The sequence below is a fragment of the Bradyrhizobium sp. AZCC 1578 genome, from assembly GCF_036924675.1.
In the GTDB taxonomy this organism is placed as follows: domain Bacteria; phylum Pseudomonadota; class Alphaproteobacteria; order Rhizobiales; family Xanthobacteraceae; genus Bradyrhizobium.
Genome location: NZ_JAZHRZ010000001.1, coordinates 5932638 through 5952407, shown reverse-complemented (window position 1 = coordinate 5952407; position 19770 = coordinate 5932638). Strand labels below are relative to the sequence as shown.

Genomic DNA, 19770 nt, shown 5'->3' with positions numbered 1-19770 from the left:
CCGCCGCGAATGAAGTATTCCCGCCAAGCCGCGCGCAAACCGTTTGCACCCTGCCTAGAGCCTTTTCGGTTCTGATTGAATCAGAACCGGGCTCTAGATTCTTGTTTTGACGCGTTTTCTTGACGCAACCGGTGTCCACTTCGCTTGAAAACGCTCTAGCTGGACGAATGACGGCAATGCGTATCTAATCGACGGTCGTTGCAGTCCGCGCAAAAGCGACGGACGGAACCCGGCGAAAACGGCTGAAGAAGCGTAGAGACCCCCTGGAGAGAGAAATGGACATCGCAAAGCTGACCGCGCCTCGCGACCCCAGTCCATTTTCGGAAGCTCTCCATGCCTGCCTTTCTCGTTCTGGATTCCATTTGCCTCGCCACGCCTGACGGACGCCCGCTGTTCGACGGATTGACGCTCGCCATAGGGCGCGAGCGCACTGGCCTTGTCGGCCGCAACGGCTGCGGCAAATCCTCATTGCTGCGCCTGGTTGCGGGCGAGATCGAACCTGCCGGCGGATCGCTGCAACGCATCGGCTCGATCGGCATGCTCGCACAACTGACTGACGAACGGCTAACGACCGACGAGGCGCTCGGCGTCGCCGGCGGCCTCGCCCGCCTGCGCCGGCTCGAACGCGGCGAAGGATCGCTTGATGACGCGACGGAAGCGGATTGGACGCTGGAAGCGCGAATACAGGCGGCGCTGGTCGAGGCCGGGCTGCCGTCGCTGCCGCTCGATCGCCCGATCGTCTCCTTGAGCGGCGGCGAGCGAACGCGGGTGGCGCTGGCGCGGCTTTTGATCGAGGCACCGGATCTGCTGCTGTTGGACGAGCCGACCAACAATCTCGATACTGACGGAAGGCAGGCCGTGGCGCAGATGCTCGAACGCTGGCAGGGCGGCGTCCTCGTCGCCAGCCACGACCGCACGCTGCTTGAACGCGTCGACCGCATCGTCGAACTGACGCCGGTGGGCGTCACCCTGTTCGGCGGCGCGTGGCCGGAATTTGCCAAGGCGCGTGAGGCGGCGCGGGCCCGCGCCGCCGATGACCTCGACCGCGCCTCGGATGCCTTACGCAATACCGAGCGCGCAGTGCAGAAGGCGCGGGAAAAGAAGGCGCGCCGCGACAAGGCCGGCCGCGCCTGGCGCGCCAAGGGCATCGAGGACAAGATGTTCATGGACCGCGAGAAGGAGCGCGCCGAGAACAGCGCCGCGCGCGAAAGCGGGCTCGCCAGCCGCCTGCTCGGCGAGCGCACCGAGGCGCTGGAAATCGCCAAGGCGCACGTCGAGATCCTGACGCCGCTTTCGATCGATCTACCGCGCACCCATCTGCCCGGCGGCCGCGAACTCGTCGCCTTGAAGGACGTTGTGATGGGCTTTGGCGAGCGTCATCTGTTCGGACCGCTGTCGTTCGGGGTTCGCGGACCCGAGCGGATCGCCATCCGCGGCGCCAACGGTTCTGGCAAGACCACCTTGTTCCGCCTGCTCACCGGTGAGTTGAAACCGGCGGGCGGCGATATCAGCCGCCTCACCGACCGTATTGCCGTGCTCGATCAGCATGTCGGCCTGCTCGATCCCGGCTTAAGCATTCTCGACAATCTGCGGCGCCTCAATCCGGAACTCTCGGCCAACGCGGCGCACGCCGCCCTGGCGCGGTTTGCGTTCCGTAACAAGGCAGCGCTGCAGATCGCGGCGACGCTGAGCGGCGGCGAGCGGCTGCGCGCGGGTTTGGCCTGCGTATTCGCGCGACCGCAGCCGCCTTTGCTCCTGCTGCTGGACGAGCCGACCAACCATCTCGATCTCGCCTCGATCGAGGAACTGGAGAGTGCACTAAAAGGATTCGACGGCGCGCTGATCGCCGTCAGCCACGACGAGGCATTTTTGCGGGCGATCGGGATCGGCCGGGAGATCGCGCTCGGCTAATTGGAGCGCGGCGGCGGATTGGCGAACTGCGGCGTCAGCGCAAGTGGCGGACGCGGCTTCGGCTTGGCGGCGCCGGGCGCGGGCCTGACGTCGATCGGCGGCGGCAGCGGCGCAACCTGCGGCTGGCCTGCGACAGGCGCCGGCGGCGCGTTCACGACGGGCGGACGCGGCGCGGTCGTCTTCTTCGCCGGAGGTCGCCGTGGATCGCGCCCCTTTGGCGCGACGACCGGCGCGCTCGGCACCACCTCCGGAATCGGCAACTGCCCCTCCGTAGGCAGCACGATTGGTGGCGGCGACGGCGGCGGCGGCTCGCCGCGCTCGATGGCATCGAGCCTTCGCGTTTCGTGATCGATCGCACGCACCGCCAGCCACGAAGACAACGGGGCAACGTCGACGCTGCGGCTCAGCGCATCGGGCGTCCCCACGGCAAGCAGTTGAATCTCCGGACGCCCGGTCGTCATCGTCAGCGAAAGGGCGGCGCGGATATCGGCCTGATCGGCGGCGATATCGTATCCGCCGGAGACGATGGCCCGCACGCCATTGCCGTCCAGCGTCGTCGCCCCGACGCGAAGCCGGCCGTCCCTGATGGTGAACGGGATTTGCGCCGAAGGCACCGCAAGCGCGCCGGCCGGAAGAGCGGATTCGACGATCTGCTTCAATCGAACGTCGTCCTTGGCCTGCCCGTTGTCATTGGCGCGCACCGCCACCTCGAAAGCGCGCGGATCGAGGCCTGATATCCTGGCCGCGTCCAGCGTCAGCGTTCCGCTGCCGGACAGCGCGCCCGCCAGCGCCGAGGCGCTGCGGCCCTGGGTCGTCAGTGTCACCTGCATCGACGCGCGGCCGGCAGGCATCGCGAGATTGCGATAGCGCAGCGCCGCGCCGTCGACACCGGAAAGCTGGACGCTCGCGTTCAAGGCAATTCCGTGCGCGCCCGGCCTTGCATCGATCGTGGCCGTGACATCGCCGCCGCCGATCTTGCCTTTGATGGCATCGAAGGTCAGCGACTTGCCGTCGCTCTTGATCACCCCGCTCACCGGCTGCAATTCGCTTCCGCCCGGAAGCAGGCCGCGCAACGCCTGAAACGCGATGCTGCCGCGCCAACCCTTCGCAAGCCCGGGGCCGAGCGGCTCGGTGGCATCGTGTCCGGCGGCACCGAACGCCAGGGCAAGGGCCGGCGTCAGCGCGAGCTGGTCGGCGCCGATCTCACCCTCGAACTCCTTTTCCTCGCCGAGCGTCACCGCCACGCGGCCGCGCAGGCGCGAGCCGCCGACGCTGCTGTCGAGATCGTCGAAGGTCAGCCGATTGCCCGCAAGCTGCACGCGCGAGGACAGGCCGATGTTCTGCGCCAGCGTATCCGCCGGTTTGAGATCGAGCAGCGGGGCGAAATCGGCGCTGCGAACTTTCAGGCCGAGAACTGCCTTTGCCTCCGGCGCCCATGGTTCGGCGGAGCCTTCCGCTTCGGCGTCGAGTCCTGTTCCCGAGATCTTGGCCTTGAGCCGCAACGGCGCACCCCACGCACCCGTCGCGGTGCTCTCGAATTGCGCGGGACCATCGCCCGCCGTGATGGCGCGATCGAAGCCGAGCAATGCCAGCAAGGTGCGTCCTTGCTCCGACGACAATTTCGAATCGATCCAGACCTCGCTGCGCTGGAGCGCGGCCAGATCGATGCCCTGGATCGCCGCGACGGCGGGTCTGGCGGTGATCGTACTGGTGCCCTTGAGCAGTGGCGAGTCGAGTTCGGCCGTGGCGCGCGCCTGGACGCGATCGGACGGCCCGGCATTTTTGGTGAGGTCAAGCGCCAGTTTCAGGCGCGCCGGACCCGGGCTCGTCCCCATCGCACTGAGCCGCGCGGCCAGCGGCGGTGAAAAGGGAACGATCAGGCTGGTCAGCCGGCCGAGCGAGGCAGCGCTCGAATTGAGCGCGAACCATCCGGTCGCGTTGACGCGGTCGAAATTGCCGGCGCCGTCCAGCGTCACGTTTTCAAGCTCGCCGATCTTCAACTGCTCGAGCGATATCTTTGCCGGCGAGTAAGCCAGCCTGGCGAGCAGCGGGGATAGCTCCTGGCCGGCGGAGGTGGCGCGGCCGATATCGAGCGAGAGCTTCCCCTCGTCCGGCCACTCGTCTTGCGGCCCTACAAGCGACCGCGCAAAGGCCGTGGCGGCATCCAGATCAAGACGCGCCGCTTTCAGGTCGGCATCGATCCTGGAGCCGTGAACGGCTTGCCGGTGCGACACCACCACCCGTCCCTCCACCGTGCCGCCATCGATGTCGGCCTTCATGGTGTCGATGGCAAAGCCTTCGGGCGACACGGTGATGTCGCCGCGCAGGCGAAGCGGCTTCTGGCTGCGATAAGCGGTGTCGCCGCGGCCCTGCAGCCAGGTCAAGAGCGCGTCGGGATCGGAGGATTCGACGCTGAGCGCGGCCTTGAAGCGGTCCGGTACAGCGGTCTTCGCGCCGGCCTCGGCGAGCGAAACCCTGGTCGCGCCAGGCGCGCGGAACTCCAGCCTGTGGACTCGCCAGGACTTGGCATCGCCTTCGAGCTCGGCAGCGATGTCCTGCAAGGGGCGCCCGCCAAGCATGACCTGCTCGGAGGCGAGCTCGATTTGCGCTGGGATCGGCAGATGCGGAATGACGGAGCTGAGCGCCTGCAGCGCCGGCAGCGCGCGAGCCGGCTCAGTCGAGTTGCCATTTTCCTTGGCAACGAACCTGTCGGCATCGAGCTGACGTGCCGACAGCGCCGCACGCAACAGCGGCGTAGCGCCGAAACGGATGTCGCCGCCGCCCGCAAGCTTCAGGGCGCGCTCCTCGGCGCCATAAGTCACTTCAACCTGTTCCAGCCGTGCCGCCGAATAATCGGACTTGACCTTCGCCGCGATACGCCACGGTGGATCGTTGCCCTTGCCCTTCTGGCCGGGAGGAGCGACGAGCGTTATCGCGCCTTCAAACCGCGGCGCGCGGGAATCGAAGTTCAGCAGGCCGTCGAGATCGATGGCGAGCGAACGCTGGCCCGGGTCGATATTGAGATGAACGCGGGTGCCGTTGCCCTCGGGACCCTGCCCCGAGGAGACCCGAAACGGATAGCGCGTGCCCGACAGCATGAAATTGCCGTCGCCGCGGATCGAACCGGCCAGCGAACGCACGTCGCCGCTGAAAGCGATGTCGTTCAGTTCGAGCGTAGAGCGGCTGAGCGCATCATGCAGGGCGATGCGGCCGGTCAGATTGACCCGATCGATCGCCAGTGAACCCAGATTGAACGTTCCGGTCGATGCCGGCCAGTCGATCCGTCCTCTGGTATCGAGGCCGAGATCGAGCGACATGCGGTTGATCGTCAACTCGGTGGCGCGCACCTCGCCGCGCATCAGCGAGCCCAGGCTGAATTCCACGTCGAGCTTGTCGGCGCGAACCTTGCCGAGATCGTTGACGCCGCCGACCACGACCGAGTGCAATTGCAGCGACGGCGCCGGCAATAGGCGCGCGTCGAGCTTGCCGCCGACGCGCACCGGCGCGCCAATGATCCGGCTCGCCTCAGCCTCGAACTGCGGCCGGAACTGGTTCCAGTCGATAAAATACGGCCCGACCAGCGCGGCAATCAGCGCAACGATGAAGGCGATTGCCAGGCCGAGCAGTGTCGTCTGCACGGTGCTTCCCCTTGAACCGCCCCGGCGCAGGCCGCGCGCCATGCCGGAACCCTGCCCCGGAGCTGCCCGGAATATAGAGAGAAGTATGGCGAAGTCACAGCGGCATACTGACAACAGCCTCGCCAGGCTGTGCCCACCGAACCTGGGGCTCAAAACCGGCGGCCATGGGAGTTGTCAGAGCCTTACCAACTCGCCGGCAGGCGCTTCAGGCCGCGCAACACGAAGGTCGGCCGCCATTCCGCATTGACAGCGTCATCGAGCCGCAGGTCCGGTAGCCGACGCAACAGGGTCGAGATCGCGATCTCGGCCTCGATCCGCGCCAACTGGGCCCCGAGGCAGAAGTGGATGCCGCCGCCGAACGATAGCGGCTTCACGTTGGGCCGGGTGATATCCAGCCGCTCCGGGTTATCAGGATAGACCGCCGGGTCGTGGTTGGCCGAGCCGAGCAGGCACAGCACGCTCTCGCCCTTCGGAATGCGTTTTCCGCCGAGATCGTCGATATCCTCCAGCGCCACCCGCCCGGTCAACTGCACCGAGGAATCGTAGCGCAGGAATTCCTCGATGGCGTTGGTGATGAGCTCGGGCCTCGCCTTGAGCAGCGCGAGCTGGTCTGGATTGCGGTGCAGTGCCAGCAAGCCGTTGCCGATCAGGTTGACGGTGGTCTCGTGGCCGGCTCCGAACAGCAGGATGATATTGGCGGTCAGTTCCTCATTGGTAAGCTTGCTGCCGTCTTCCTCGGCCTGCACCAGTTGGGTGATCAGGTCGTCGCCCGGGCTTTTGCGCCTGAGATCGAACAGTTGCTGGAAATACATCGTGGCCAGCGCGTTGCTGGCGTTGCCCTGCTTGATCTCCTCCGGCGACAGCGGCACCGGATCGAGCAGGCGTCCGCCGTCGCGTGAACCGGTATAAAACGCCTCGCGATGGTCCTCAGGGATCCCGAGCATGTCGCAGATGATGGTGACCGGCAGGCGGAACGCGAAATCCTCGATCAGGTCCATCTGCCCCTGCGGGATGACGCGATCCAGCGTCTCGTCGACGACCTGCTGGATGCGCGGGCGCATGTCCTCGACCCGGCGCGCGGTAAAGGCCTTCACCACCAGGCCGCGCAAACGGGTGTGGTCCGGCGGATCCTGCTGCAGCATCCAGTGGCTCATGCTGCGGAACACCGGCTCGTCCATGATCTTGGGGCCGTAGCGGCGGACGGTGCGCTCGACATAATCCTTGCCGAACCGCTTGTCGCGCATGACGAGGCTGACCTCGGCATGACGGCTTGCGACATACATCCCTAGCGGCGTCAGATGCACGGGATCGGTGGTGCGCATCCGCTCGTAATGCGGATAGGGGTTGCGAATGAATTCCGGAGCCAGCGGATTGAACAACGGCGCGCTACTGGCAGCCTGAACATGCTCGTTCATGGTGACCTCCTGCTGGCTGTGCGCCATTCAGCGCGTCTTGCCCCGGGCCGACTGGTCGAAATTCGATACATTATTGTATTGAGTTGCATTCTCGCCTAAACTGGACAGATGTCAAGAGTGCGAACCAGACCCACAAGGGACGACACCCGCGAAAAGCTGTTCGAGGCGGCGGCGCGCGTGTTCGAGGAACAGGGGATTGGCGGCGCCAGCATCGAGGCGATTGCGGCGGCGGCCGGCTTCACGCGCGGGGCATTCTATTCGAACTTCAAGAGCAAGGACGAACTGATCATCGCCATGCTCGAGGATCACGTCGAGCAATCGATCGGGCGTATCCGCGATCTGCTCGAGCGGCACAGGAACCTTGCCGACTTCATCGATGCGCTGAGGACCATGAATAGAAGCCAGCAGGATCCGCTCGGCCGCTCGCCCCTGCTGCACATGGAAATGATCCTGTTCGTGGCGCGTGCCGAAAAGCGCCGGCCCGAACTTGCCAAACGGCTGCGCGCCCGGCGAAAGCTGGTCACCGACATCATCGAGACCACGGCCAGGAACAGCGGCAGGACGACCATTCTCAATCCGACCTGGGCGGGCGCCCTGGTGCTGGCGCTGGAGGATGGTTTTCGCCTGCACCGCCTGATCGATCCCGAGACCACGCCGCCCGACAGCTTTTTTCGCGCCATCGGCGACCTGCAACGGGCGATGGGAATTTCATCGGCATGAGACGAAAATATCTTTCTCGCGCGACGCGTCGCAATCGCTGCCTTTCGCGAATGCTCGCGAACGCCGAAACCAGATATTCGACACATTCCGCGCGCCAAGCTGTGCGCCGCTTCGCAGCATCCGGATGGCCGCACCTGAAATACCTGATCCTGATTTCGCTGTGTTTTGCCACCACGCTCGGCGCCAAGGCCGAGGAAGTCATCTCGCTCGTGCTGCCTGTCAAATGTCAGCCGGGCCTGACCTGCTTCTTTCAAAACTATGTCGATCACGACGCGTCGGACAAGGCCCGTGACTATCGCTGCGGCGGGCGCAGCTATGACGGTCACGACGGCACCGACGTCAGGATTGCGAACCTGGAAATACAAAGACAGGGGATAGAGGTGCTCGCCGCGGCGCCGGGACGCGTCATCGGGACGCGAAACGATATGGACGACGTCTCGATCAGGACCGCGGGCAAGGCCGCCATCGCCGGAAAGGAATGCGGCAACGGCGCGGTCATCGAACACGAGGGCGGCTGGCGCACGCAATATTGCCACATGGCCAAAGGCAGCGTTCGGATCAAGGTCGGCGATCAAGTGACGACGGGGCAGCCGATCGGCCTAGTCGGACTATCCGGCGACACCGAATTTTTTCACCTTCATTTCACGGTAAGGCATCGCGGAAAGATCGTGGATCCCTTTGCCTATGGTGCGCCCGAGAATTCCTGCGGCGGCGGCCGGTCGATCTGGGCCGCTTCGCTTGGCGAACAGATGCAATACCGGCCCCGCGAAATCATCGATTACGGCTTTGCCGGCATCGCCCCGACCATGGAGTTGGTCGAGTCCGGCGAAATCGGCAGGCAGCCCGTCACGTCGGGTTCGGATGCGCTCGTCGCTTATGTGAGGGCCATCGGCTTGCAGGCCGGCGACCTGCAATCCCTCACGGTGCACGGACCGGGCGGCGCTTCCGTCGCGGCCAACAGCCCTCCCGCGCTCGACCGGGACAAGGCGCAATTCCTCATCATCGCGGGAAAGAAGCGCACGGAGGCAGCGTGGCCGGCCGGCCGCTACACTGCGACGTATCGCGTGACCAGGGACGGTGCGGAAGTGCTGCGCAAAACGTTCGACGTTGAACCGCGCCTGCAATGAGCCGTGCCTCCAGTTGCGGCTAACCCGTGTCGTCCTTGAACGGCATCTTGTGCATTTGTCCCGCGACCGCCCTCACCTTGCCCGGCGATGCCTGCCAGATCGCCACTACCGACAGGATGCTGACGGCGATGCCGAGCGCGAAGGCGAGCGTATAGCTGCCTGAAAGGTCGTACAGCAGCCCGGTCACCCATGGGCCCGCCGCGCCTCCGGCCAGCGCCGCCAGCATGATGGTGCCGAAGATGCTGCCGTATTGCTTGCCCTGAAAGATCTCCAGCACCACCGCGCCCATGATCGAGGTCAGGCCATAGCCGAGCGCGCCTTGCGTGAAGATCATGAGATAGACCAAAGGCAGTACCGGCGCGAACTTCAAGGCGATCAGCGCCGCGAAGCAGATCGCAAAGCCGGCACAGCTAATGGCCCAGATCCATTCGCGCCCGATCCGGTCGGAAAGATGCCCGAGCCAGATCTGGCCCGGTATGCCGAGCAGGCTGACGACGCCGAGCGCCCATACCGCCACGTTGGCGCTGAAGCCGATGTCGAGCAGGTATTTGGTCTGGTGCACCTGCACCGCGTACCAGACATACAGGCCACCGAAATAGCCGAGCGAAATCCACCAGAATCGCGCGGTACGCAGCGCGCGGCGCAGCGTCCAGTCGGTGGCTGCCCAGACGGGATCGACAATGTTCGAGCGAGGCGCAGCCGATGTCGCCGACGGCGCCGCGTCGCCATCCGGCAACAGCCCGATATCCTCGGGCCGTTTTCGCAGCAGAAGGTTGATCGGCGCAAGCACGGCGAGCACCAGAATACCCATCGCGGTGCAGGCAGTGCGCCAGCCGGTCTGCTCGATCATGTGCTGCACCCACGGTAGCAGCGTTACCGAGCCGATGCCGACGCCGGCAAAGGCGAGCCCCATGGCGAGCCCGCGGCGGCGAATGAACCAGTTCGGCAGAAACAGCGATTGGCCGGAATAGCCGAGGCACACGCTGCCCGCGCCGACCAGCACGCCGATGGTGAGATAGAGATGCCAGGGCTGCGTCGTCAGCGGCGCCAGCAAGAGCCCGCTGCCCATCAGCGCAACGCCGAGCTCCATCACCGCACGCGGCCCGAGCCGATCCATCATGCGGCCGATCAGCGGGCTGACGCCGCCGGAAACCACGAAGCCGAACGAAAACGCGCCCGCGGTGACGCCGCGATCCCATCCGAACTCGCCAATGATCGGCGGAAAGAACAGCGAGAAGGCGGTGCGCGCATTGACGCCAATCGCCATGGTGACGAACGTCACCACAACGATCAGCCAGCCGTAGAAGAAGGGAAGACGCATTGGGAATTTCTGTTGGAGCAATGGAAGTGGTTGATCTTGTTATCGAAGGCTATGTCCGAAAGATGCCCAATGGCTATTTCATCTTTCGTCGCCTGAGCCAGAGGCGATCAATGACTGTGCGGAGTACTGTTCTTCGAGGCCCAGGATCAGGCGTTCGTATTCTGTCCCGTTGTCAGACTTAGCAGGCGAGCCGCCGAAATCATATCTGCCGTGCCAAATCCTTCGGCCATTTGCCCGTAGAGCCGGCTTAACCTCTCCAAGATAGCGGCGCGTTCATCGCCCTGTGTAGCCGACGCCAAGCTGAGTATCGCCCGCAATTCCAGCGCCTGGGCACCCATTTCGTGCGCGAGGTCTGCGGCTCTTCGGATAAGATCGAGAGCCTTCGAACTTCCGCGGTTTCCAGCAAGAATCAGCTCGCCTCGGAGTCTGTGTAATTCTGGTTCGCAGAATAATGTCTTGTTCGTCGATATGGTCACGACGACTTCATCGAGCAGATGAAGTGCATGCTGCGCATCGCCGTCTGCCGCAACAGTCTCGGCGAGCAGCATCAGGCCATATGGCCGCATGAGCTCTGCGCCCGTTGCACGATAGTCCGCAAGACCCTGCTCGATCTCTGCAGCGCCTTCTCGCAAGTCGCCGAGTTTGCCGACGGCCCAGCCCCGCAGCATTTGGCCCCATGCACTCCAATATGGAAAGCGATATTTACGCCCGACATTGATGGCTCGCTCGGCGGCTTCGAGGGCCTCGACTGGCTCGCCTCGCGCCTGTCGAATCGAAGCTTCGAAGCTCAACGCAAACCCAAGACTGTGGGGATGATCGAGTTGAACGGCTCTATCGATCGCCTGAGCACTGTCCACCACGGCACTGTCTGCCAAGCCCAAAAACCACTCAGTCCACGCGAGATTGCATTGGGCTAAAACAGCAGGATCCGAACCATACTCAAACCGGTGATGATGGTGCCGGTCCGGATCATAGAGCCGGAGCGCCTCCTCAAGAGTTGCTTTTGCAACTGCGAATTGACCAAGATAGAAAAGAGTGAGCCCAAGCGGCCGCTTTGCCTGCAGCAGAAGATCGCGGTCATTTGCCAGTTCTGCTTGTTCAACCAGACGCACGCCCAGCGTCTTCGCCTTCTCAAGCTGACCTCGAACGATGCAGAACATCATGAGTCCGTAGAGGGCTCGAAAGAGCATGCGATGCTCCCCGAGCCGCTCGCTCAGTTCGCAAGCGCGAGAGAAAACCGTTTCGACCTCGGGTGCAGCATTACCCTTCGTGGCGAGAAGCTGCGATCCCCGATCAATCTCCAGCGAGAGCTCGCGACGCGCGCGCTCGACTGTATCAGGAAGGCGCCGCAGTGCAGCCAGTGCGCTCGCAAAGTGACTGGCGGCTTCCACGTTCGCCGAGCGCTCCGCAGCCTTTTTTCCCGCTGCTTCCCAATGCAATATGGCGGGTTCAATGAGGTTCGCGGCTGCGTAATGCTGAGCAACGACTTCAGGCGTCGCCGCGACCACGGCTGGAAACCGGCTCGACAGAACCTCCGCAATCTTGCGATGTAGTGCCTGACGCTCGCTTTTCAGTAGCGAGTCGTATGCGGCGTCTTGAATGAGCGCATGCCGGAACGAATACTTGGCTTGGCCGAGTATTCCGTGCTGCTGCAGGAAATCCTCGCGCAGGAGCTCAGCCAGTCGATGGCGAAGTTCCGCCTCGCTCTCGCCGGTGATCGCACTTAGAACTTCCCCATCAAAAACACGGCCAAATGTTGCAGCAATTTGCGCCAGCGGTTTCGCGACCTTAAGACGATCCAGCCGGGCAGCCAGTGACCCCCTCAGCGTCGAGGGAATGCTGTCCACGGCAGATGCAAGTCGCAGATCATCCTCGCTGCTCGCGGACACATTGCCCTCAACCACCGTCTTGGTCAGCTCCTCGATGAAGAGCGGTATGCCACCCGTCTTTGTAACGATCAGCTCGATCACATCGGTCGGGATGGTCGCGGCCCCGACGATTTGCTTGACCAATGTTCGAGCCTCGATCGGAGAGAGGTGGCGGAGGCCGAGGCGCGTCCCCTGCGCTTCCAGCATCCACTCAGCCTTAAATTCCGGTCGGAACGTGAAAATTGCCATTACCTGCCGAGCCGAAATTCGCTGAATTAGCCGGGCGAGCAGGCTGCTTGTCGAAGCATCAGCCCAATGAAGATCTTCAACAATAAATAGGACTGGTAGCTGTTCAGATTGTCTAAGCAACCAGTGTGTGAGGACCTCAAGCAAGAGCTCGCGACGCTGTGAAGGGGCCAATTCGTGCATCGGTGACGACACTGGCAGTTCGAGAAGTTCAGCTATCAGCTCAGCGGCCGCGGGGGTAACGGAGTCCAATCCGGCAAAGGCCTTTTCAATACTCGCAAGCTTGTCCTCGATGGTTCCGATACTATCCAAGCTCAGCGCGCGGCGGATCAACTCAATAATTGGATACAGCGCGCTCGACTGATTGTACGCTGAGCAATAGCAGGTGACGGACGATACTTTCGTGCCTGCAAGCGCTTCCTTGAACTCGCGTACCAAGCGTGTCTTGCCCGCACCAGCTTCAGCCGCAATGAGGACTAGTTGTCCCTCTCCATCGATGGTCTGAGCAAAACGGTCCTGCAGAAGGGCAAGCTCGTGACTGCGCCCAACCATCGGGTGGACAGCGCGCAGCGTATCACGACCGAAATCCAACTTTTCAGCGACAACCTGGTAAAGGTTAGTTGCTTCCTGTGTACCGCGGATTAGGTGCTGTCCCAGGCCTTGAAGTTCGAACAGGTTGCCGACGAGCCGAGCGGTCGTTTCGGAAATTACCAAGGTATCCGGAGGTGCGATTTGTTGCAGTCGGGACGCGATGTTGGGGGTATCGCCGAGGATACCCATTGTCTCGAACGTTCCCGATGATCGCAAATCACCGGCAATAACAATGCCCGTATGCATACCCATGCGCAGGTGGATCAGCGGCTTGGACGACGATTCCCGGCTATTAAGTTGACGCATGTCGTTCAGAAGCGACAGGGCTGCGCGCACGGCTCTAACTGGATCATCCTCGTGCGCTACAGGAAAACCGAAACATACAAGAAGCCCATCTCCGACATAGCGAATGATGGTGCCATCAAAGCGTCGTACCGCGTTTGCGCAGGTGTCCCGATAGCTGAAGATGATATCTCTGAACTCCTCCTCATCGAGTTGAACCGACAGATCGGTCGACCCGATCATGTCAATGAAAAGCGCGGTGACCTGCCGTCGCTCGGGGCGCTGATCATGGCTCGTCGCGCCAGACGGCCCTGTTGATGTGGGATGATCCAGGCGCTGAGCATCCAAGGGATCTGAAAGTGGCGCACCACACTGGCCACAAAATCGAGACCCAGCTGGGCTTTCGAAGCTACAGGCCTCGCAGACCAGATGCAGCCTCGCGCCACATTGGGAGCAGAAGCGCGCTGTTTCCGGATTCGAACGACCGCAACCAGGGCATTGCATATGAATGACTGCAGGCTTAAGGCTTGCCAATTTGAATATCTTATGCCAGCTTAGCATTACAATCTTGCGCGAGATAGGCCCACGACGCGATCGGATCGCAGCGCAGAAGCAGGGTCAACCGTCATGGGCCCCATACAAAATCCCTTTGCGCTTCAGAAGCCGCTCAAGCTTACAATTTGCTACACCGAGACCTGCAATCTCTGCTGCCAACATTGCTATGCCGATTGTTCATCGGAGAAGGCGTCGTCCGAGTTGAACAGTGAGGAGTGGAGTCGCTTCCTTGATGAAATTGCCGAGTTGGGCGTGGTTTATCTCTACATTGAAGGAGGCGAACCATTTCATCGGCCGGACTTCCTGCCCTTCCTCGCTTCCGCATCGAACCGCTTCTTCACTGAGATTCGGACCAACGGCACACTCATAACGCGCGATGTCGCCGCCAGACTCAAGGAGATCGGCGTTGCGATCGTGCTCGTCGATATTCTTAGCCCACATGCCAAGGTGCACGACTACTTCACCGGCACGCAGGGCAGCCATGCGCGCGCCTGTGAAGCAGTCACATACTTGGTGGAAGCAGGGATTGAAACGCAACTGCTCACCATCCTTAACCGCAAGAATGTCGATGACCTGCAAGGCTACATTGACCTTGCTCACCGGCTCGGCGTGAAGACGGCCGGCGTTTTGCGGCCTTATCCGCTTGGTCGCTTTAAATACCGCTGGAACGAATTTTCCCTGTCGCTCGACGAAATGCATGCGGCGCTCGACGCACTGCGATTGCCTGCCGGCATGAAACTGATGCAGTCATGGCATCCAAATGACGGCAACTCGTGCTGGCAAATGGCCGCGGTCAATGCCTTCGGGGACTCGATAGGATGCGCTTATCTCCGGGAGTACGTTGACTACGGAAATATCAAGAATGTCTCCTTTATGGAGACGTGGGAACATCCGCTGTACCGCGAGTTGAGAGCAGGCCGGGTTAAGGAGACGTGCCCTAGCTGCTCATCGAGCCAAGGGTCTCACGGTGGATGCCGTTCTACTGCTTACGCATTTCATGGCGCGTGGGACGCGCCGGATCCATTTGACCGAACGCTCAACCATGGAGTCGACTTGCGTGTCCTCCCCGAATGGCTGCTACAGCCACACCCCAAACCTCCGGGTCCGCCCCGTTGAAGAGATGAAGAGTTGCGTGGTGTTTCGGCCTAATCCGCCGAAACTCTTCATGCTGAACCTCAATGCTTGGCTCATATTTGAGCTTTGCGATGGCAGCAGTCCCGACCACGTTGCGCAAAGGTATCGAAAAAGCGTAGCGGATCAGATGTCCGAGCGCGAGGCCGATCGCCATCTCACAATTGGTATCAAGAATTTGCATGACCAGGGCTTGATTGAGTTGAACGTAACAGATTGAGGAGGACTGAAATGAGCAACGTCGATCCGACACGGCTCGTTGCCGACCTTATCGCAGGCAACCGGCTAACCACTCCAACCGTTAAGCCAATCGAGCCGGAGGTGCGATCGGGAGGCTATTTCCCTTTCTGCGATCTCCTCAAGCATGATGCGAACCAGGCAGAGATTACACAGCTCCTCGCGGACAGCACCCTGCTGGGCGCGCTTGTGATTGAATGGGGTTACGACGTTCCATTCGACAAGCACGAAGAGTTTAAAAACTGGCTGATCGTCAATGAGACGAAAATTGTACAATATGAGCCAGATGACGTCAGCTACCGCGGCACCTATGCAGTTTCAGCAACTAGCGAAAAGCACAGCGGGTTGTATCGCACAATCTGGTCGTTCAAGACACTTCATGCGCTGGAGACATTCAGCGACGCCATGCATACCGGATCGGACTTTGCTCAACTTGTTAACAAACTGTGCTCCTATCGCGACCGCGAGCGCGGCGCAGATAACAGTCAGGAAATCTACCAGCCGGTGCGTTGCGCTCATCGTTTCGGTTGAAATCGGTGGATCTGCGGCCGGCCGGCTAAGATCGGCCGCCCGCACGGCCGAGCATTGCGATCATCGCGGCATCAGGGGCGTCGCCTCCAACAATCCGTATTGACCGCGCCGGCAGGCACCTCGCCGGCAATGATGGCTTCCACCTGCCGCACCGTTTCCAGCGACTGGCTCTCGATCGCCGGCGGCGTCAGGCCGCCGACATGTGGGGTTGCGATGACGTTCGGCAGGCTTGCGATCTCCGGCGACGGCATCTGGTCCAGCGCGCGGCCGACATCCATCGCGGCGCCGGCGATGCGCTTCTCGCGGAGCGCCGCTGACAACGCCGCCTCGTCGACGAGATTGCCGCGCGACAGGTTGATGAAGAAGGCGTGCGGCTGCATGCGCGCCAGCGCCGCCTGCCCGATCAGGTTTTCGGTTTGCTCATTGGCGACCGCGAGGCAGACGACATAGTCAGAGCGCGCCAGCAGTTCGTCGAGCGGCACATGCCGGATCGCGGCATCGCTGACGGTCGCAAAGGGATCGGCGACCATGATCTCCATGCCCAACACCTTGGCGATATCAGCCAGGTAACGGCCGATGCTGCCATAACCGATGATGCCGAGGCGGCTACCGGCCAGTTGCCGGCCCATGATGACCTCCGGCTTGCGCCCGGCATGGTAGTCGGCGGTCGCACGTGAAACCCCGCGCGACAGATCGACCATGAAGCCGAGCGCGAGTTCGGCGACCGATTGAATGAAACCGGGTCCCGCCCGTGTGACCAGAACGCCGGCGGCCGAAGCGGCTTCGACGTCGACGTTGCGGATGTCGACCGCGCAACGAACGAAGGCGCGCAGCATTGGCAGCTTCAAAAATATCTCGCCCGGACCCGCGGTGAGCCGGTCGGCCACGATGATATCGACATCGCGGGCGGCCTCGATCAGGCCAGCCGCGTCGAGCGCGTCGCTTGCTTCATGCAACTTCACCTGCGCGACGGCCTGCAGCCCGGCAAGACTACGGTCGCCGTAGTACTGGGCGCGCGACTGCGGCGTATGGGTCAACAGCACTTTCAACGCGGAACGGCTTCCCTATCGATCGCTGGCGAATGCAGCGTCAAGGCCGGCACTTCTCTATGGCCAAACCGCCCTCGTAGGCAAGGCGGCAAAGCCGCGTCGGGCTACTTGGTCCGCGCCACCGTCGTGTCGTCCCAATCTTCGCCGGCCGGATTTTCGAGCTGCTGCCTGCAGCGCTCAATCATCGTCGCCGACGCTGCATCGTGCTCGCGGATTTCCAGCACCTTCTCGAACGCGCCGATTGCAGCCGAGAAATCCCGCGCCCGCCAGGCGGCAAGGCCGGCCTCGTACGAAGCCACCCAGGCGGGTGCACCGATATCGCCGGCCATATCAAGCAATTCATAGATCTGCAAACCGCCCACACGGCCATAGACCGCCAGCCGGTCGAGTTCGCGAACCACGATGCTTTTTCCCGCAAGCCGGCGCGTTTCGGGGCCGATGATGATCGTGGAGCCGTACGCCTTGTTGATGCTCTCCAGCCGGCTCGCAATATTCACGGCATCGCCGATCACGGTGTAGTTCAGCCGCACCTCCGATCCGATATTGCCGACCAGCATGTCGCCGGAATTGATGCCGATGCGGATCCTGACCGGCCGACCGTAGTCGTCGACGAGACCTGCCTCCTCCACCGCGCGCCGGCACGCCAAGGCCGCCCGGCAGCAATCGACGGCATGATCGGGATTGGGCGACGGCGCACCCCAGAACGCCATCACGGCGTCGCCGATGAATTTGTCGATGGTGCCGTTCTGGTTTTGAATCTGCGCCGAGACGCAATCGAAATAGCGCGACAGCAGCGGGATGATGCGGTCGCCGAGCCGCTCCGATATGCCGGTGAAGCCGGCCAGATCGATGAACATCACGCTCATCGGCCGCACCGCGCCGCCAAGCCGCGCGCCGCTGCCGTCGCTGATCAGCCGTTTGACCAGGTCGGCCGGAATGTATTTTCCGAAAGCGGCAAGCCCTTGCGCCATGTCGCCGATCGCGCCCGACAGGTTTCCGATCTCGGCCAGCCGCGACGGATGCCGCTGCACCTTGTCGAGGTCGAAACGCTCCACATGCCTGATCTCGTTCACCACCTTGATCAGGGGAGCTGCGATCAGGCGCTGGGCGAGCCATGCCGACAATAGCCCGGCAAAAACGATCAGCACCGCAAGCCCGATCAGCAGGTTTCGGATCGTCATCTGAACCGGTCCGAGAAATTCCGATTCCGGCACCACCGTCACCAGCGACCAGCCCGGAAACGATATTGGCGTAATCACGGCCTGATAGGCCTTGCCGTCCCGCGTCACCGTCGTGTTGAACGGCTGGCCCTCGCCGGGTTCGTAGGCGCTGCCCGCATTCCGGATCGCTTCGACGGCGACCGGAAACAGCGGATGATCGGTCTTCAGCGCCACCAGTTCGCTGGCATCAGGATCGGGCGAAGCCACCACCTTGCCGTCCCGCTCGAGAATGAAGGCGCCCGCGGACTTGCCGACCGTGAGCTGCGACAGAAAATTCGAGACGCGTGTCAGCTCAATGATGATCGCAACGACGCCGGCCGGTTTCTGATCGATTTCGATCGGGGCAGAAAAGGCCGCCGCCAGCCGCTCCCCGCGCGGATGCGTCGTCAGCGTCGACCAGTGTTCGTCGTTGGTCTCCTTGGCGACCCGAAACCATTCCTGCTCGAGCACGGAATAGTCGGTGTCTTCGAACCAGCTCGCCTTAAGCCGAAGATCGTTACCGACGAATTCGTAGCGATTGATGCGCAAATTTCGGTCGGGCGTGATTTCGAGCATTTCGATGACGTTGTCGCCGAGCTTGTGCCCGGCAAAGAACGAGCCGTCCGGCCATCCAAATGCCACCCAGGAGATCGTCGGTTGCGACAGCAACTGCGAGCGGAAAACGATCTCGCGTTTTCGGGCGTCGCGCGGGTCGAACACTTTTTCGGCCAGCAGCGTTCGCACCGCCATCATGGAGGAGCGCGCCTCGGTCGTGACCGACTGCAGTTCGTCGCCGACCGCGGATACGATCTGGTCGTTGATGGTGTTGGCCAGCGTCTGGCTGACCTGATGGGCGGTGCGCCACCACAAAAGATGCACGCCGACGGCACTGACGACGATCGACGTCAGCACGAGGGCGGAAATGGCGGTGCGGATGCCGAGGCGCATACAGGGGTCCCGATGATGGTCTGATTACCGCAATACGGGACCATACCAGCGTCTGTTTCGCCAGCGAGGCAATTTCGGCGCCCCGGACACGGCTCTGTGACCGCAGTTGAGCCGTAATGACGACGAAACTTATCGATTGCCTGTTCCGTACAAGCGAAGACGGCGCTATGCCTTGCGGCAATTCTCGAAGGTCATGCAATGCACGATGTTTCCATCCCGGCGGCCCTGATTGCCGGTCTCGTCAGCTTTCTGTCCCCCTGCGTGCTGCCGCTGGTGCCGCCCTATCTGATCTATCTCACCGGCGCGACCATCGAGCAGGTCGCCAATGCCGAGACGACGCAGGCATCAAAGCGCGCGGTGATGGCTTCGGCGCTGATGTTCGTGCTCGGCTTTTCCACCGTCTTCGTGGCGCTTGGCGCCAGCGCCTCGCTGATCGGCGGCCTGATCCGCGCCTGGTCGGCGGAGCTCTCGATCGTGGCCGGCATCGTGATCATCATCATGGGCCTGCACTTCCTCGGCCTGACCCGGATCGGACTGTTGATGCGCGAGGGGCGGATGCCGATGCCGAAACCGGTCGGCCTCTGGGGCGCCTATGCCATGGGGCTCGCCTTCGCCTTCGGCTGGACCCCCTGCATCGGCCCCATTCTGGCGGCGATCCTGTCGATTGCGGCCGCCGAGGCCACCGTGACCAAGGGCGCGGGCCTGCTCGCGGTCTATTCCGCCGGGCTCGGAATCCCGTTCCTGCTGGCAGCCTTCATGATCGAGCAGTTCTCCTCGCTGTTTGCGCGGATGAAGCGACACCTCGCCAAGGTCGAGCATGCCATGGGGATCCTGATGGTGATCACCGGCATCGGCTTCCTGACCGGCGCCGTCACCAACGTCAGCATTTGGCTGCTGGAGACTTTCCCCGCCTTGCAAAATTTCGGCTAAGGCCCCGTAACAAGCGGGCCGGCGCCAACGAAATTCCTGTCAGGACCAGACTGCGGCCACCGCGGCCGCGA

Annotated in this window: 13 protein-coding genes; 7 read left to right on the top strand and 6 right to left on the bottom strand. The window is 62.6% G+C overall.

Annotated elements, in window-relative coordinates:
• Positions 1-333 precede the first annotated feature (333 nt).
• A complete protein-coding gene (locus V1290_RS28605; RefSeq protein WP_334367475.1) occupies positions 334-1911 on the top strand; it encodes an ABC-F family ATP-binding cassette domain-containing protein in 1578 nt (525 codons plus the stop codon).
• Here V1290_RS28605 and V1290_RS28600 read toward each other — a convergent pair.
• The gene (locus V1290_RS28600; protein WP_334367474.1) at positions 1908-5549 is read right to left on the bottom strand and encodes an AsmA family protein; all 3642 of its coding nucleotides are present in this window, start codon (positions 5547-5549) and stop codon (positions 1908-1910) included. The two genes, V1290_RS28605 and V1290_RS28600, sit on opposite strands and share 4 nt — an antisense overlap.
• Before the next feature lie 182 nt (positions 5550-5731).
• The gene (locus tag V1290_RS28595; RefSeq protein WP_334367473.1) at positions 5732-6964 is read right to left on the bottom strand and encodes a cytochrome P450; all 1233 of its coding nucleotides are present in this window, start codon (positions 6962-6964) and stop codon (positions 5732-5734) included.
• 108 nt (positions 6965-7072) lie between these two features.
• On the opposite strand from V1290_RS28595, the gene V1290_RS28590 reads away from it, so the two are divergent.
• Positions 7073-7684: a TetR/AcrR family transcriptional regulator gene (locus tag V1290_RS28590; RefSeq protein WP_334367472.1), complete on the top strand. Its 612-nt coding sequence runs from the start codon at positions 7073-7075 to the stop codon at positions 7682-7684.
• A 101-nt stretch (positions 7685-7785) separates the two neighbouring features.
• Positions 7786-8811 (top strand): M23 family metallopeptidase, encoded by a 1026-nt coding sequence (locus V1290_RS28585; RefSeq protein WP_334367471.1) that lies wholly within the window; start codon positions 7786-7788, stop codon positions 8809-8811.
• Between the two features lie 19 nt (positions 8812-8830).
• On the opposite strand, the gene V1290_RS28580 is transcribed toward V1290_RS28585, so the two are convergent.
• Positions 8831-10132: an MFS transporter gene (locus V1290_RS28580; RefSeq protein ID WP_334367470.1), complete on the bottom strand. Its 1302-nt coding sequence runs from the start codon at positions 10130-10132 to the stop codon at positions 8831-8833.
• 146 nt (positions 10133-10278) lie between these two features.
• Entirely contained in the window at positions 10279-13623 is a 3345-nt protein-coding gene (locus V1290_RS28575; protein ID WP_334369201.1) for an adenylate/guanylate cyclase domain-containing protein, read from the bottom strand.
• Between the two features lie 123 nt (positions 13624-13746).
• On the opposite strand from V1290_RS28575, the gene V1290_RS28570 reads away from it, so the two are divergent.
• Genes V1290_RS28570 through V1290_RS28560 form a run of 3 tightly spaced genes read left to right on the top strand, consistent with a single transcriptional unit; the run spans position 13747 to position 15573 of the window.
• Complete coding sequence (locus V1290_RS28570; protein ID WP_334367469.1) at positions 13747-14790, top strand: radical SAM protein; 1044 nt, start codon at positions 13747-13749, stop codon at positions 14788-14790.
• Between the two features lie 49 nt (positions 14791-14839).
• Positions 14840-15025 (top strand): PqqD family protein, encoded by a 186-nt coding sequence (locus V1290_RS28565; protein WP_334367468.1) that lies wholly within the window; start codon positions 14840-14842, stop codon positions 15023-15025.
• An 11-nt stretch (positions 15026-15036) separates the two neighbouring features.
• A complete protein-coding gene (locus V1290_RS28560) occupies positions 15037-15573 on the top strand; it encodes a hypothetical protein (protein WP_334367467.1) in 537 nt (178 codons plus the stop codon).
• Positions 15574-15644: 71 nt separating this feature from the next.
• On the opposite strand, the gene V1290_RS28555 is transcribed toward V1290_RS28560, so the two are convergent.
• Together V1290_RS28555 and V1290_RS28550 are read right to left on the bottom strand one after the other, a co-directional pair.
• The gene (locus tag V1290_RS28555) at positions 15645-16622 is read right to left on the bottom strand and encodes a hydroxyacid dehydrogenase (RefSeq protein ID WP_334367466.1); all 978 of its coding nucleotides are present in this window, start codon (positions 16620-16622) and stop codon (positions 15645-15647) included.
• Positions 16623-16726: 104 nt separating this feature from the next.
• Positions 16727-18769: an adenylate/guanylate cyclase domain-containing protein gene (locus tag V1290_RS28550; RefSeq protein ID WP_334367465.1), complete on the bottom strand. Its 2043-nt coding sequence runs from the start codon at positions 18767-18769 to the stop codon at positions 16727-16729.
• A gap of 198 nt (positions 18770-18967) precedes the next feature.
• On the opposite strand from V1290_RS28550, the gene V1290_RS28545 reads away from it, so the two are divergent.
• Positions 18968-19699 (top strand): cytochrome c biogenesis CcdA family protein, encoded by a 732-nt coding sequence (locus tag V1290_RS28545; protein ID WP_334367464.1) that lies wholly within the window; start codon positions 18968-18970, stop codon positions 19697-19699.
• The last annotated feature ends 71 nt before the right edge of the window (positions 19700-19770 follow it).